General features: G+C 59.3%; 7 protein-coding genes and 1 pseudogene. 6 read left to right on the forward strand and 2 right to left on the reverse strand.

Features of this window, described 5'->3' with window-relative positions; all coding sequences use genetic code 11:
* Positions 1-299 (reverse strand): recombinase family protein (locus V5A20_RS08885; RefSeq protein WP_332327145.1); only part of this gene is annotated, 299 nt, incomplete at its 3' end.
* Between the two features lie 736 nt (positions 300-1,035).
* Between V5A20_RS08885 and V5A20_RS08890 the strand changes: the two genes are divergently transcribed.
* The 3 genes from V5A20_RS08890 to V5A20_RS08900 all read left to right on the forward strand — a co-directional run bounded on the left by V5A20_RS08890 (position 1,036) and on the right by V5A20_RS08900 (position 9,674).
* A complete protein-coding gene (locus V5A20_RS08890) occupies positions 1,036-4,191 on the forward strand; it encodes a SusC/RagA family TonB-linked outer membrane protein (RefSeq protein WP_332327146.1) in 3,156 nt (1,051 codons plus the stop codon).
* Positions 4,192-4,237: 46 nt separating this feature from the next.
* Positions 4,238-6,088 carry a RagB/SusD family nutrient uptake outer membrane protein gene (locus V5A20_RS08895; protein WP_332327148.1) on the forward strand — a complete coding sequence of 617 codons (1,851 nt, stop codon included), beginning with the start codon at positions 4,238-4,240 and terminating at the stop codon, positions 6,086-6,088.
* 700 nt (positions 6,089-6,788) lie between these two features.
* Positions 6,789-9,674, forward strand: a complete 2,886-nt coding sequence (locus V5A20_RS08900) for a PVC-type heme-binding CxxCH protein (RefSeq protein WP_332327149.1) — start codon at positions 6,789-6,791, stop codon at positions 9,672-9,674.
* A 15-nt stretch (positions 9,675-9,689) separates the two neighbouring features.
* Here the strand turns inward: V5A20_RS08900 and V5A20_RS08905 are convergent, their stop codons facing one another.
* The gene (locus V5A20_RS08905) at positions 9,690-13,004 is read right to left on the reverse strand and encodes a VCBS repeat-containing protein (RefSeq protein WP_332327150.1); all 3,315 of its coding nucleotides are present in this window, start codon (positions 13,002-13,004) and stop codon (positions 9,690-9,692) included.
* A gap of 203 nt (positions 13,005-13,207) precedes the next feature.
* On the opposite strand from V5A20_RS08905, the gene V5A20_RS08910 reads away from it, so the two are divergent.
* The 3 genes and pseudogenes from V5A20_RS08910 to V5A20_RS08920 all read left to right on the forward strand — a co-directional run bounded on the left by V5A20_RS08910 (position 13,208) and on the right by V5A20_RS08920 (position 15,460).
* A complete protein-coding gene (locus V5A20_RS08910; protein ID WP_332327151.1) occupies positions 13,208-13,411 on the forward strand; it encodes a transposase in 204 nt (67 codons plus the stop codon).
* Between the two features lie 114 nt (positions 13,412-13,525).
* Positions 13,526-13,957, forward strand: a pseudogene (tnpA, locus tag V5A20_RS08915) (IS200/IS605 family transposase); the annotation flags it as partial.
* A 120-nt stretch (positions 13,958-14,077) separates the two neighbouring features.
* Positions 14,078-15,460 (forward strand): IS701 family transposase, encoded by a 1,383-nt coding sequence (locus V5A20_RS08920; protein ID WP_442978434.1) that lies wholly within the window; start codon positions 14,078-14,080, stop codon positions 15,458-15,460.
* Positions 15,461-16,014: the final 554 nt, after the last annotated feature.

Consider the following 16,014-nt stretch of genomic DNA (forward strand, 5'->3'; position numbering starts at 1 on the left):
GTCTCGTCGGGCGTCGGTGGACATCCGACGTGCTTCCCCTCTTCTTCGGTCGTCTGCATGCTCGCTTCTGCCCGCTCGGAAGTGAACGACGATTCGAGCTCGGCCATCGCGCCGATGATCGCGGACATGGCCTTGCCATCGGGTTGTCGGGGTCGATGTTGCCCTTGTTCGCTGACGAAGCAGATGCCCAGGTGACCTAACTCGTCGAGGACTCGAATCAGGTGGGACGCGCCACGGGCAAAGCGATCGAACTTCCGGACCACCACGCAATCGATGGCCCGCCAGCGGGCGGCCTCCATGATATTGTCCAGTGTGGGCCATCCTTTCCCGCTTGAGACGGAATCACTGGACCTAGTGGGCTTGCACAACTGAAAACGAGAGAACTCGCAGATGTCGTGGCGCTCGTTCCCTTCATCTCTCCTGCGTGGAAACTGTGCGCATCGCCGACCGCCGGCAGACGCTGGCGGTTGTAGCACCGGAGGACCGCGGCTCGAAACCGTCTGAGCAGTTGTGCAGGGGCACTAGTCGACAAAGACTCTCCACTACGTTGACATTTTGCACGTATCCCGAAAGACCCCCGTCTACCGTAACAGGATCGAGACCACATTCAGCCGAATTGGCCAGGGGCATCCGAAATCAATTCACGCGGCGGCCGACCGGGTCATCGTTTTAAAGATCTTCCTATTCTTGCTGATCTTCAGGATCAGTGGACTGGTAAGATTACACTTTGGGTTACAGTAAGATTACTCGTGTGAGAAAAAAGTGAATAAAGTCGCAGGGGTTCCCAAAGTTTGATTTTTACTCTGTGAAACTCTAGCTATGGTAGCGCTTCCAGAGACTACAAAAAATTCATATTCGGATCTGGCGCCCCAAATGTTTGAGGGATTTTAAAATCCATGCCCGGCATGGGAGACATTCAGGATACGCTATCAGAGTTTACCGTCAGCTGCGAGTGTGAGCCGGACACTTTCTTTCGAAAGCTTCATTTAGGCGGGCTTTAATCTACAAAGGCAGTCGATCACGACTACACACATTATGCGGAAGCTTAAAGAGTGGCCATTCGTTTCGACTTTATCGACGGTGCTTATCGGGTGTGGTAACGTTTCAGCAGCACGATGGGTGAGGGAAGGTCTCCCTCTGCTTGTGGGACTGATCCTTCTGGGGGTCAGTTCGTTGCCTGCCCCGGTGCTCGCTCAGCACACAGTGACTGGCGAGGTGACCGACGCCAGGGAGGGGACGACCCTTCCAGGGGTGAATATCGTCGTGAGGGGGACACAGATTGGGACGACGACTCGGTCGGATGGAACGTTCACTCTGGAGGCCCCCTCCCCGACAGACACACTCGCCTTCTCCTTTGTGGGCTACCAGGAAACGGAAGTTCCCATTGATGAGCGTTCGCAGATCAGCGTGCCACTTCAGCCTGCCGTCACGGCCCTGGAGGAGGTGGTGGTAAACGTCGGCTATCAAGAACAGGCTGTGGAGACGACAACCGGCTCCGTAAGTCAAATCTCCGGCGCCGATCTGGAAATCGAGCCGACCACCAATCTAACCCAGTCCTTGAAGGGGACGTTGCCAGGAGTTTTTGGGGTAGAGGCCACCGGGCGACCCGGTCAAGACAATGTAGACCTCTTGATTCGAGGGACCTCCACGCTTAACAACAACGATCCTTTGGTCGTGATCGACGGAGTCCCAGGCCGTCAAGGTGGCTTGGCACGGCTAGCCCCATCCGACATTCAGAACGTCTCGGTAGTGAAGGATGCGTCGGCGTCCATCTATGGGGCCCGGGCAGCCAATGGCGTTATTCTCGTTGAAACCAAGCGAGGACAATCAGAGGAAACGCGAGTTAACATCAACGTTGAGCGCGGTTGGAGTGCACCGACGACTGTTCCGGAAATGACAGACGCGCCGACGTATATGCAGATGTTAAACGAACTCGATCAATACCGTGGGACGTCACCTCGATTTTCGCAGGAAGAAATCGATGCACATCGGGGCGATCTGTCGGACAGTTATGAACGACACAACACGGACTGGTACGAGGAGGGCCTCAAGGACTTTTCCCGTCAGATTGACGCGCAAGCATCCGTAAGCGGCGGCGTTGAATCCCTTCGGTACCGCGTTTCGCTGCAGGGGGCTACCGAAAATGGAATTCTGGTAAACAGCGGCACGGGATTCAATCAACTCGGCTTTCGCAGCAACCTCGATGGAGATATCAGCGAGAACGTTTCGCTGGCCCTCGATGTCCACGGCCGGTGGGAAAATCGAGAACTCCCATCCTGGACTCGTGGCATGAACTCGGCCTGGGAAATGCTCCAGCGCGGCAAGCCCACTGATCCGGCGTTTTTCCCGAATGGGAAGCCCGGACCAGCACAGGAGGAGGGAGTGAATCCAGTCGTTTCGAAACGAACTGGGTTCCAGAATGACGAGACCTACTTTATACAGACCAATGCAAATCTTGACGTGGACATTCCCGCCGTCGAAGGGTGGAGCGCCGAGGGCGTGGTTGCCTACGACCACAGGTTTGACGACTTCAAGCAGTTCCAGAAGCCATGGACCCTATACAACTTCACCGGACGTGATGAGAATGGGGATCCCATCTTGTCACCCGTGGAGGTCGGAGTGGGAGATCCCAGGCTAAACCAGTCAATGGGTAATACGCAGGACGTACTATTACGAGCAACGTCCAGCTACGAGACCCTACTCCTGGAAGCCCACAATATCAGTGCGCTGGTCGGCACCGAGTACCAGTGGACGGAGGGGAAAGATATGGAGGCCTTCCGTCGCTTCTTCCCGACAGACCAGCTCCCAGAGCTTTTCGCGGGAGGGCAAAGTCAGCGGAATAACACCGGAACCTCCTATGAACGGAAGCGACTGAGCTTCTTCGGTCGATTCAGTTACGACTACCAGCAGAAGTACCTTCTCGAGTTTGTCTCCCGGTATGATGGATCCTACATCTTTCCAGAGGGAAATCGATATGGATTTTTCCCGACCGTGTCTGCAGGATGGCGGTTGGGGCAGGAAAGCTGGTTCAACAACTTCACGGGGAAATTCTTCGACCGGTTGAAAGTCCGTGCCTCCTACGGACAGGTGGGGAACGACCAGGTTAGCCCGTTCCAGTTTCTCCGATCATTCGAGTTTGGGAACAACCAGTTTCCATATGGGGACGGGGTGGAACCTCAACTCGTGCAGACGCGCGTGCCTAACCCGTCTATTACCTGGGAGGTGGCAAACAAACTTGACGTAGGCCTTGAGGGAGCAATCCTCAGCGAACGGCTGACGTTCGGCTTCACGTATTTCCAGGAGCAACGGGAGGACATCCTGCTCACAGCCGGTGCAGCCATTCCGCAGACGGCCGGCTTCAGCCTTCCGGATCAGAATATCGGAGAGGTGGACAGTCGGGGCGTCGAATCGCGGATCCAGTACGCACAGAACGTCTCCTCGGACATGTCATTCCGTGTCGGGGCGAACCTTAGCTGGGCAAAAGATGAAATCAAGTTTATTGCCGAGCCGGAGGGACAACTCCAACGGCAGCGGGCGGAGGGAAAGCCCATGAATACCCCCGTCGTCTTCATTGCGGATGGGATTTGGAGCACTCAGGAGGAAATTAACAACGCCGAGGCCCACTGGCCCGGTGCGAGGCCGGGAGATGTCCGATTTAAAGACCTCAATGGAGACGGGAAGATCGACGGAGACGACCGGAAGCGTCTGGATGTCAATAACCAGCCAGACCTCATCGGCTCCTTCAACTTAGGAGCCACGTTTGGCCAGTTCGACGTGCAGGCGCAATTCCAGGGCGCGGGCCGAGTGCACCACAACGTGTTCACCTCCGCGCAGGGAGAGTTCGGGAATTACTTTCAGGAGTTTGCGAAGAACCGATGGACGCCAGAAAACAAGGACGCTTCTGGGCCGCGGGCCTTTAATCGCGATGAGCCCTACTGGGCCTCGAACATGAGTACATTCTGGATCCGGGACGCACAATACCTTCGCTTGAAAAATGCACGGATCGGATACACTCTGCCGGCTGACCTTTCACAGCAATTCAGTATGGACCGATTAGAGCTCTACCTGAGCGGGAGAAATTTGGTCACGTTCACCCCACTAGAAATCGGTGACCCTGAGGTTCGAGCCGGAGGAGCACAGGCCTATCCGCCCGAGCGGCAGTTTACGGTGGGGGTGAATTTAGGATTCTAGCACCCGACAGCGAGCCGAACGCACGCTAGGGACGCCGGGAGAGTGAATGCACACCAAAGAGACGGAATCTTCTATGCTTCAGATGAGCCCCATGAGATTATTAACGCGTACACTTTGCATTGCTTTCGCGTGCTCTCTGCTGATCGTGGGGGGATGCGATAATCCAGTGACCGTGAAACCGAGAGATGAGCTTCCCAGCGAGAACGTCTGGCAGGATGCTGGCCTCACGAAGGCCTTCCTGAACAGGATCTATGCAAACACAGGCAGTGGATTCGGTTCGCCTACGACCGCCTCGCTGGTGGATATGTCGCATTTCACCCACGGTTGGTCGTCCCAGCCTGTTATGCAGTCGACCATAACCCCTACTGATCAGGGATCCTTTTCGGACTCAGGATTTCCCAGTTTAACGCGGTTCAATTGGGAAAACGTCTTCTCCCAACTCCGAAAGGTCAACATATTTTTGAAAAACGTTCAGGCTAGCGACGCACTTCCTTCGAGCGAAAAAGGAACGCTACTGGCCGAGGCGCGCTTCCTGAGGGGCTATTTCTACCACAACCTTTTGAGGACGTATGGCGGAGTGCCAGTCATCAAGAAGGTCTTTAGCCTCGAGGAGAATCCGGAGAACTTTCAGGTTCCGCGTAACTCGTTCAAGGAAACGGTGGACTTCATTGTGAGCGACCTGAACACCGCGGCCAGCAATTTATCCATCGAAGGTCGTCGTCCGGGAGCTGCATCGAAGGGTGCAGCACACGCTTTGAAGTGCCGAGTCCTGCTGTACGCGGCGAGCGACCTCTACAACCAGAACCCGTCGGGCATGGAAGTTACCGGCTATACGGGAGGTAGCCAGCAGGATCGTTGGGAAAAGGCGAAAAGCGCCTGCCAATCTACAATTGATCTGGGTGCTTACAGTCTTGCGCAAGCAAGCACCCCAGGAGAGTATCACGATCTCTTTGCGACGAAGGAAACCCATAGTGGTGTTATCTGGGCCCGGTTCTACGATCCCTCGGCCGGGGGCGCACACAACATGTCGCTGTGGCAGTCTCCCAACGGGTATTTGAGTTGGACTGGGGACGCGCCTCTACAGCAGCATATTAACTCCTATGAGATGGCTGACGGATCGGAGTTCGAGTGGCAAGGGGGAGATCCCGTCAGTGCCGAAGAGCCGATCGATGTCGAGAATCCATACAAGAACCGTGATCCGCGCTTCTACGCAAACATTCTCTACAATGGTGCAGAATGGCGACCAAGACCTTCAGGCCCGGCCAACATTGACCCTAAGGGCATATATCAACCGGGCGAGTACGAGATGCCGAATCAGGAAAACCTTCGTCCCGGCCTCGATTCCCGCAGAGGACCTTTTCAGGACTGGAACGGATCACATACCGGGTACAACGCGGTGAAGTTTGTGGAAGACAGCATTCTTCCCCATACCGACCAAGCCTTCAATCCGTGGCCGTTTATTCGCTATGCGGAGGTTCTGCTGAATTACGCCGAGGCAGCGGCTGAACTCGAAGACACGGACGACGCGGTTCGGGCGTTAAACAAGGTTCGATCACGTGTGGGGATGCCCGATGTGCCCGCTGATGGAGGACCGAACCGGACGCTCTTGGAGCGAGTTCGCCAGGAGCGCCAGGTTGAATTGGCCTTCGAACAGCACCGGTTTTTCGACGTGCGTCGGTGGATGATCGCTCCGCAGGCCTACGAGGACGGACATGGGGTAAACATCGTCGGTCGCCTCGATGAGAACGGAGAGAAACTGGTCAAATACCAATATAACTTCTTGTACAACGTCATCGACATCGACAATCGTCGATGGCGAAAAAAGGCATACTTCCTGCCGATTCCAAGAGCCGAGATGGAGAGGAACCCAAATCTGGTACAAAACCCGAATTACTAGAAGCTTCCTTCTTCGGCTTTTTCCCACAAGGGGCAGGGTCTTTCGCGTCTTCAGATTCAAGTGATGGAATCTCCTACCTAGACTACATGATCTTTCTCTCCCGGTGTTCGACCTTACAGGGTTAGTTTCGGGTCCAACATACTGATAAAACGTGGCTTCCCACAGCTCAGTCGAATCTTGTCAATGTCGAAGTCGACAACTCTGGTGACCACTTGACCTTTGAAGGATCTTGACCTTTGAAGGATCTCCTCCGCGGAGGTGACTTTTATCGAGAATGCGGTGCAACACTGGAGACAGTCTGTTGCTCGACAGCCACAGAAAGCGCGTGACGGGGCCACGCATCGATGGTTGTGAAGTCCAAATGCTCTGGAGATTGAAGAGTTGGTGGACTGTTGGAGACTAGTTGCCATCTCTTTTCAAACCATGAGGACCATCGGCACACATACCGCGGTCGTCAGGGCTCGAATCAGTCCTCCAGTCAGGGTCCGTCCCCTTCGCAAACTGGAAACGGCCCGGAGAACTGCCGATCATGTTCCCGCCGTATTTGCGACTGGGAACTACGCGTATTTCGTATTCGCACTGTCTGCCTTCGTGCAGCTACGTGGCTGACTTTCCGCTTGGCAATTTTCCGTCTCTTTCAAGTCTCGTTCTTTCCGGTCTCATGTCTTCCTTACAACGCTTACTCCCGGGAGTCTGGCTGGTGATATTGACCAGCATGATCAGCACGCCGGTGAGTGCTCAACAAGCTCAACAAGAAGGCCCGCCCACCGACCAGTTTCCGGTCGCCACCCACCCGGATACGACCTACCTGCCCGACGGCCTGGAGGCGACCGTCTGGGCGGAGTCGCCCCAGCTCTACAACCCGACCAACATCGACGTGGGCCCGGAGGGGCGCGTCTGGGCCGTCGAAGCGGTCGACTACCGGAGCTTCAACAACCCGCCGGAGGGGCGCCGCTCCCGCCCGCAGGGCGAGCGGGTCGTGATACTCGACGACACCGACGGGGACGGCCGGGCAGACGAGTCGACTGTCTTCGTCAAGGACGAGGACCTCGTTGCTCCCCTGGGGATCGCCGTCTTCGGGAACCGGGTGCTGGTCTCGGCCTCGCCGAAGATCTACCTCTACACCGACACCGACGGGGACGACAAGGCCGACAAACGGGAGGTCTTTCTCTCCGGCTTCGGTGGCCTCGACCACGACCACGGGGTGCACTCGATCTCAGCCGGGCCGGGCGGCCGGTGGTATTTCTCGACCGGGAACGCCGGGCCCCACATCGTGACCGACAGCGCGGGCTGGACCCTCCGCTCGAGCAGTATATACGCAAGTGAAGAGGAAAGCCCGCCAGATCTTGTTAGCGACGACGGGCACGTGCACCCGGGCGGCCTGATGCTGCGCATTCGCCCGGACGGCACCGGCCTGCGGGTGATGTCCGACAACTACCGGAACCCCTACGAGGGCATGCCCGACTCCTTCGGCGACATCTGGATGAACGACAACGACGACGACGGCAACGCCTCCACCCGCGTGCTCTGGGGCATGGAGGGCGGCAACTACGGGTACTTCAGCCGGGATGGCACTCGGTCATGGGATGCTGACCGGCGCCCGGACCAGGGCACCTTCACGGCGCACTGGCACCAGGAGGATCCCGGCGTGCTGCCGGCCGGCGACCGGACCGGGCCGGGGGCCCCGTCGGGATCGGAAGTATACGAGAGCGGCACGCTGGGCGAGGAGATGCGCGGCCTGCTCCTGAGCGTAGACTCCGGCAAGAACACCGTCTTCGGCTACCGCACCTCCCCGGACGGGGCCGGCTTCGACCTCGACAAGACCAGCTTCTTCAGCACGCTTCCCGACTCGACGGTCCTCGACCCGGAGGCCTACCAGAACTGGGAGGTCGAGAACAAGGCGCGGTGGTACCGCCCGAGCGACGCCGCCATCGGCACCGACGGGTCGATCTACGTGGCGGACTGGTACGACGAGCGGGTCGGCGGCCACGCCATGACCGACTCGACGGGCTACGGCCGCATCTTCCGCATCCATCCGGAGAATCGGGAGCTTGAGACCCCCGAGATCGACCTCAGCACGACCGAGGGCCAGCTCCAGGCGCTGAAAAATCCCGCCAAGAACGTGCGCTACCTCGGGTTCGAGCGCCTGGAGGCGCAGGGCGACGCCGTCGCCGGGGAGGTCGCCCGCCTCCTCGACGCCGAGAACCCGTACCACCGGGCACGGGGCGTGTGGATGCTCGCGAACCTCGGGCCGGAGGGGGAGGCGCGGGTGGAAGGGCTCCTCGAGGCCTCCAACCCGCGCATCCGTACCGCCGCCTTCCGGGCGCTGCGGCAGGTGCAGGACACGAGCATGGTGCTCGAGCACGCCCGGGCGCTGGGATCGGATCCGTCGCCGGCCGTTCGGCGGGCGGTGGCCATCTTCCTTCGCGACGTGCCCCTCTCGAAGAGCGAGGAGCTGATGGTGACCCTGGCCCGGCACTACCACCCGGGCGACCGGTTTGAGCTGGAGGCCTACGGGCTCGCGGCCGAGGGGGAGGAGGAGGCTGTCTACCAGCTCCTATCCTCGCGGATGGATCCGGCCTTGCCGGCCGACTGGAGCCGCGCGTGGGCCGACCTCGTCTGGCGCCTGCATCCGCCGGGCGCCGTCGACGCCCTGCGCGAGCGGGCCGCCTCCCCGTACGTGAGCTGGGACGAGCAGAAGCGGGCGATGGTGGCCCTCGGCTTCATCGACACCGAGGCGGCCGTCGAGGCGATGACCGCCCTCGCCGCCCAGACCGACCAGGACCGCGTGGCCGAGCGGGCGCAGTGGTGGCTCGACTACCGCCGCACGAACGAGTGGCACGACCTCCGCGACTGGGAGGCCGAGGAGCAGGCCGGGCCCGGCACGGAGGCCCTCGCGGAGATGACCGGCCTCCAGGAGCAGCTTCTCGACGAGCAGGCCGCGGCCGCCGACCGGACGCGGGCCGCGGCGACGATGGCCGAGGACCCGACCGGGGGCCGTCTCCTCATGAAGCTGGTGATTGAGGACCGGCTGCCGACCGTCGCCACCGACTCGGTCAAGGCCCACATCTTCGACAACCCTGACCGGACGGTGCGCACCCTCGCGAGCCGGTACCTGGTAGGAACCTCGGATATGGTCTCGTTCTCAGCCACGGATGTCCCCGGCACCGGATCGGCGGAAGACGGACGGATGGCATACTACCAGAAGTGCGCGTCCTGTCACCGCGTGGGCCAGGCGGGCCAGGACGTCGGGCCGCCCCTCACCAACGCCTGGCAGATGTTCGGGCGGAGTAGCATGATCCGGGCCCTCCTCCAGCCCAACAGTGGGCTGGCGCACGATTATCTGCCCTCGATGGTGAGCACCTCGGATGGGAATGTTCTGTACGGGTTTCTTGAAGCGGAAAACGAGGAGAACATCGTCCTCAAGGATCCGAGTGGGAGAGAGCACGTCATCGCGAAGGAGCGGGTCACCGACCGGACGCAGCTAAACGTTAGCATGATGCCTGGCCCGAAAGAGTTGGGACTCACGGAGCAGGAGGTGGCTGATCTCGTCGAATTTTTGCGAGATCGAGACACCACTGAGTAAGTGCAACCGCGGCTATCATGGTGGGACGGAGACCTCAATATTGAAAAGCTGAAGAGGAGCGCCGTTGCGGGCGGCTACCAGGAGTAGGTCACCACTGGCTCCTCGGAGCGAACGCAGGGCACGGACCTGACCCTCTAGATAGAGATTTGTGGCAACCGGGGGCGGTGCCGTCCACTGTCCAGTTCCATCTCCATAGAGAACTGTACCGAAACTCGCGTCGTACCGGCCCTGTGCGGGTGCAACGCCGTAGAAGTTGCCGCCGAGGATGAGATCTGTATGTCCATCTCGGTCGAGGTCGCGAGTCCACACGTCGTATACGGGGGAAAACTGGGCACGGGTGGGAAGAGGCTGGACGCTGAAAGTGCTATCCCCCTCGTTTTCCACAAATGACGTCTCGAATGTTGTCGCTTCGTGCACCGTCGCCGAAGGCAGCGTTCCAGAGGGTACGATCTCTTCGACGGTGGCCGCGCCAAACGACTCGTAGGTTGGGAACTTGTCCTTAACGAAGCCCAACTGCTTGGCCAGGCGGTCACGTCCAGCGATCGGAGTGCTCCGCCCGTGCCGGTAGCGCGTAAGGATTGGATCGGTGTTTCCATCTTTATCAAAGTCATTGACGTAGACCCGTACGGGCTCGTCCTGGCTCGCCTCGAACGCCGCGTTACGCCCGAGATTACCCCCCACGAAGTCAGTATCACCGTCGTGGTCCGCGTCGGTGGCCGCGATCGTATTCCACCAGCCTGCCGTGTGCTCGAGTCCAACCTCCGAGGTCCGGTTGGTCAACCGACCGTCCCGTTGAACAAACACGGTGATCGGCATCCACTCACCTACGACGACGAGGTCGGGTTGGTCATCACCGGCCGCGTCGGCCCAGACGGCGTCCGTCACCATCCCAATTTTGTGGAGACCGGGCGCGACTTCACCGGTCACATCTGTGAAGTGGCCGGAGCCGTTGTTCTCCAGCAGGTAGCTCTCTGGAATCCTCCCGTACTTCCGGGCTACGACCCGACCTCCGACGAAGAGGTCGAGGTCCCCATCTCTATCGTAGTCGCCAGGGGTCACGCTGGCTCCGTTCGCGTACATCTCTTCCGGCAACGCATCTGCGGACCGTCGGAAGGTCCCCGTTCCATCGTTGACGTAGAGTCGGTCCCGCAACGCATTTGCCTTGCCCCAGAACTCGTTGCCTGCACTTACGACGTAGAGATCGAGGTCTTCGTCGCCGTCCGCGTCGAAAAAGGCGGCGTCCACGTCTTCATGCAATGCGTCCTGCTGCCACGTCTCCTCATTCGTCGAGACGAAGCTCCCGTCCGACTGCTGGAAGAATAGGTGGGCAGCTTGATTCTTTGCCCCCCCGACGAAGAGGTCGTCGAGCCCGTCGCCATTCACGTCAGCCACGGCAAGGGCTGGCCCCTCCATAGAGAGCGAATGCGGAATGAGAGGCTCACGGACGGAGTCGACCGGATCGGTCTCTCTGTGACGATATGCCACATCTATCTCGTCGGTCACGTCCTTGAAGAGAATGTCACCCGGCGGAGGGCGGGCAGGAGAGGACGCACGTAGCTTTGCGTCCAACTGTTGGAGAGTAAGCGTCTGATCGGCGGTCACGTCGGCTTGGGTCTCCACGCGGCGGTCGGGCCAGACAACAGAAACGCTGTCGACGATTTGCCGGTCACCAAGGCCGAAAAGCAGGCGCTGCCCGACCGAAGACTGATAGCCGCGGGTAGGCACCATCTCCTGCATTTGTCGGGTGCCCCCGTGGTGCACCGTCACCTTCGCCCCGATGCCCTGGGTGTTCTCGTCCTTCCCCTTCAGGTCGACGCGGAGATAGTGATGGTCGGTAAGCCGGTTGGCGCGGTTCTCGAAGATGGAGGCGGGCGCGTCGATGTTGTTCGTTACGAGGTCGAGGTCTCCGTCATTGTCAAGATCTGCGTAGGCCGCACCGTTCGAAAAGCCGTTCTCATCGAGTCCCCAATCGGTTGATACATCCGTGAAGCCGAGGCCGGAAGAATCATTATGGAACGCGTAGTTCGGCGCCGGCGTCTTCGGCATGCGCTGGAGAAGCTCCCGACCCTCCTTCGAAGAGGCGCTTCGTGCATACTTTAGGTAGTCGAGGTCGTTGGGCCGGCGGTAGATCCCATTCGTGACGAAGAGATCCTTGTGCCCATCAAGGTTGTAGTCCGCGAGCAGCGGCGCCCAGCTCCAGTCCGTCGCCTCAACGCCTGCGAGATAGCCAATCTCGCTGAAACGACCGTGGCCCTGATTCAGCTGCAAGGTATTGCGACCGTACTGTGGATAGTAACCACTCCGCCGATAAAAATTGCGGCTGTCCCGTGAGATGGGCCGGTCAGACGTCTTGCGAACAGCTTCATCGTCGGGGAGCATGTCGAGGACGATGAGGTCGGGCCGCCCGTCGTTGGTGATGTCCGCCGCGTCTGTTCCCATCGACGAGAGGCTTGTGTGCCCAATGGAGGAGCGGAGCTGCTCTGTAAACGTTCCGTCGCAGTTGTTGATGTAAAGGTAATCGTCTTCGTGGAAGTCATTGGCCACGTAGAGATCCGGACAGCCGTCTGTATTGAGGTCGCTCACGGAGATTCCGAGTCCATAACCGGTGGGACCGCCATAGATCCCGGCTTCCTCGCTCACGTCGACAAACGTACCATCCCGGTTCTCCAAAAGCCGGTCACCCGCTTTCGGATGCCGTTGATAGCGCAGTTCCACAGATCTACGGGTCTGCTCCTCGTGGGTCGAGTGGTTTAAAAGATACACGTCCAAGTCTCCGTCGAGGTCGAAGTCGAAAAACGCTGCTTGCGTCCCGTACGTCTGGAGGTCGAGCCCGTACTCGGATGCGCGTTCCTTGAACTGGGGAACCCCGTTTCCGTCAACCCTCTGGTTGATGTATAGCTCGTTGTGGCCCTCCATCCCGTGAATGCCATGGACGACCGAGACGTAGATGTCGAGCCGGCCGTCCCCGTTCACGTCGGCCATGGTTACCCCTGTCGACCAGTCGGCCGATCCAGCTACACCAGACTGCGCTGTTATATCTTCGAAGTGAAAGCCCCCATCATTGAGATAGAGCTTGTTCGATTTCTGATTAGCCGTAAAATACAGATCCGGTCGTCCATCACCGTTTACATCCCCTACAGCCACACCACCTCCGTTGTAATAATAGAGATAGTTCTGGAAATTTCCGAGCGTATTCCTGAACGTGACACCTGTACTCTCTGGGCTCTTTCTAACGAAGAGTGATGGCTCCGATCGATCTGAGTCAATCGGATTGCACCCCGTCACCGCGAGCAAAACAATAAGATATATAACAGGCCGGTTGTAGAGCATGGAGGGTTTGACCTCAATCCCTGTTGCGGGTTGAGAACAAAACGTAACCGCCAGAGCAATAGGTTCTAGGATAGAATGGAAACTCGATCCTTTTCTGATCTGCTTCAGCGGTAACGACCAACCTACAGACTCACCGGTTCGAATGCAGTCTTAACCCTTGACCATTCGCTGTCGCATCCGAGGATCGCTCTAGAACGAGCTGTATGGTGCACGGCAACCACGGGCCCAGCGGTCGGGAATTTAGCCGACAGACTGTCTCGGATTTGACGAAGCGACTCGACGTGCAGATTCGGGCCTGGCTATCGATGGCCTGGGCCGAGCGACCTCTGAAGGGCAACTATCCATTTGTGATGGCCGATGCGATACGCATCAAGGTCCACCGGCAGGAGGCGGTGCAGTCGACGTAGGCCTTGATTTCCACAAACTCGGTCTCAAACCCTCGTCTTTCAGACGAGCCGCTTTAGCTGTTATCTTCCGGGGAGCGAGGACTTCCACGAAGGACGTGCTTCCCCAGAGAACAGATGAGCGGATACCGACGCGGGTCGCATACACTCTACGAGATCAAATATCACCCGGTATGGGTGACAAAGTACCGATATCACGTACTGAAATATCACGTACTGAAAGGCGAGGTGGCCCATCGGGCGCGGGAGCTGATCCGTCAGACTTGCCTCGGTCTCGACGTACGGATCGAGAAAGGGCACGTCGGCAAGGATCACGTGCACATCCTCGGGTCGAGTCCGCCGACGTTGAGCCCATCGGATCTGATGAAGAAGGTGGGAGGCCCGTCGTCGCGCAAGCTGCAGCAGGAATTCGCCCATCTGAGAAAGCGATACTGGGGGAGGCACTTCTGGGCCAGGGGGTATTTCTGCGCGACGAGCGGCCGTGTTACGGAAGAGCAGATCCGAGACTACATCGAGGGACACGACCAGGAACCACCCGACCCGGACTTCACGGTAGGAGACTCAGCTTTAGCCGACTTCCAGTCGTCACGCCCTCCAAAAAACCCCTCGACTTCCAGTCGAGGGTGGTTTAGTTCTGCGCCGAAAGCCTCGCCTACTCCGCTTCCTGGCCTGGATGCCTTCCTCCAGCCGCTGATGCCGATTTTCTCTCATTCGTCCTCGCAAGAGAGCTTCGAGCGCTACTGTACGGGACTTCTCACCGACCTTCCGCGAAAGACCTGCGACGGGATCGCCTCGGCCGTGGCCGACACGACCACGGAACGGCTTCAGTACCTGCTCACTGATGCCGACTGGGAGGCGGTAGCCCTCGACCGGCAGCGCACCGAGCAGATGGCCCAAGCCAGTCCCGCTGGCGGGATGCTCGCCATCGATGATACGACGTTCCCGAAGCAGGGAAAACACTCCGTGGGCGTCACCCATCAATACTGCGGCGAACTCGGCAAGCGAGCCAACTGCCAGGCGTTCGTCACTGCTGAGTACGTCGCCGAAGGACCGACGCCGTCTACGCCGATGCACTGGCCGATCAGTGGCAGGCTCTTTCTCCCGGACGACTGGGCCTCCAACGAGGAGCGCCGCCGACGCGCTCACGTGCCCGGCGAGATCGAGAGGCAGTCGAAGATCGAGATCGCGCTCGACTTGATCGACCGGGCCATCGACTGGAACGTGCCGTTCGAACTTGTCACGGCGGATGCGGCCTACGGCCACTTCCGCGATTTCTTTGAAGGACTCGAAGAGCGCGAGCTACGCTACGCTTGTGCGGTGAAGTGCAACTTCGGCGTCCGCAAACCAAGTGAGGTTCAGGCCAGGCGCGAAGCGCCCCCTCCGAAGCGCAACGGCAAGTTCGGGCGCAAACCGAAGCGCCATCCAGCTCCGCTGTACCGCGTCGACGGGGTGATTTCAGGCTTGCCGAAGAAGGCATGGGAGACAATCACTTGGCGTGAGGGCAGCAAGGGACCGATGCGCCGGCAGTTCACCGCGCTTCCCGTGCACTGGGGTAAGGGCAACCAGACGCGCAGCGTGGACGACTACCGCACGACAACGAGCGAGGAGGGCTGGCTGATCGCCGAGCGACTGCCGGGCGAAGATGGCGGCGAGAGCGAGACGAAGTACTACTTCAGCAACCTTCCGGCGGAAACCCCTCTGAAAGAACTGGCTATGGCCGTGCGATCCCGCTGGCCTATTGAGCAGTTCTATCAGGACAGCAAGCAGCACTGCGGTCTCGGCGACTTCCAAGGCCGGCTGTGGGACGGGTTGCACCGCCACGTTGCACTGGCGATGCTCTCCTACAGCTTTCTCGCGCTCACCCGCTGGCAGGCGGGGTCGCCGTCCGTTCTACCGACGCTGCCGGAGGTGCATCGCCAAGTCCTCCTCGCGCTGCTGACCGATCTGGTCGAGCGGTGGGCGCAGATGAAGCGTCCCGAGCTGGGGGAACCGTTCGCGCACCTGCTCAGCCGAGCGCCGCCCCCGAAGGAAAGCCGTTCAGTAACAAAGTAGTACTAGCCAAGGAATGTAAGATGGCGCCGCGTTTTCTCCGCAAAGCGAAGTTGGACAGCGAAAGGCAGGGCCGAATGGGTTGATGGTTTCTAGCCTCTGGTGGGCACTTTGTCGCGTCAAGACGCAGGGTGCGAAGCTGAATAGTTGCGTTTCATCTGTCCCAACTGGGACGGATCGCGTTGCCGGCGTTTAGCACGACCGGTGTTGACAAGAAGGAAGCTACCGCTCCAACCCAGAGCCTGATAGGACAAGTCCGGCGGATTTGGCAGAGCCAAGGCCAGAGTTGCTGAGCCGGTTGGGATGCCGAACTAGTTGGAGCGCCAAGCAGAAGACTCTCTCGATCCTCTTCCTGACGGCCGCGATGCGAAAAATACCGGACGGAAAGCACTGTACCAGAATGTGATCAGGAGGGGATTTAACGCACTTTCTTACCCAATATCTGACCCACGGACAAAAGAAAAGCCCCTGAGCCGCCGCAAAAGGCGATTCAGGGGCAAACGTTGTGGAGATGCCGGGAGTCGAACCCGGGTCCGCGTAGCCGCACATGTCGAGCC

This window comes from Salinibacter sp. (assembly GCF_036626415.1).
Taxonomy (GTDB): Bacteria; Bacteroidota; Rhodothermia; order Rhodothermales; family Salinibacteraceae; genus Salinibacter.

Excerpts from the sequence above, each read along its gene's own strand:
- V5A20_RS08890 (WP_332327146.1), top strand. The coding sequence starts at position 1,036 with ATGCGGAAGCTTAAAGAGTGGCCATTCGTTTCGACTTTATCGACGGTG.
- V5A20_RS08910 (WP_332327151.1), top strand. The coding sequence starts at position 13,208 with ATGGTGCACGGCAACCACGGGCCCAGCGGTCGGGAATTTAGCCGACAG.
- V5A20_RS08895 (WP_332327148.1), top strand. The coding sequence starts at position 4,238 with ATGCACACCAAAGAGACGGAATCTTCTATGCTTCAGATGAGCCCCATG.
- V5A20_RS08905 (WP_332327150.1), bottom strand. The coding sequence starts at position 13,004 with ATGCTCTACAACCGGCCTGTTATATATCTTATTGTTTTGCTCGCGGTG.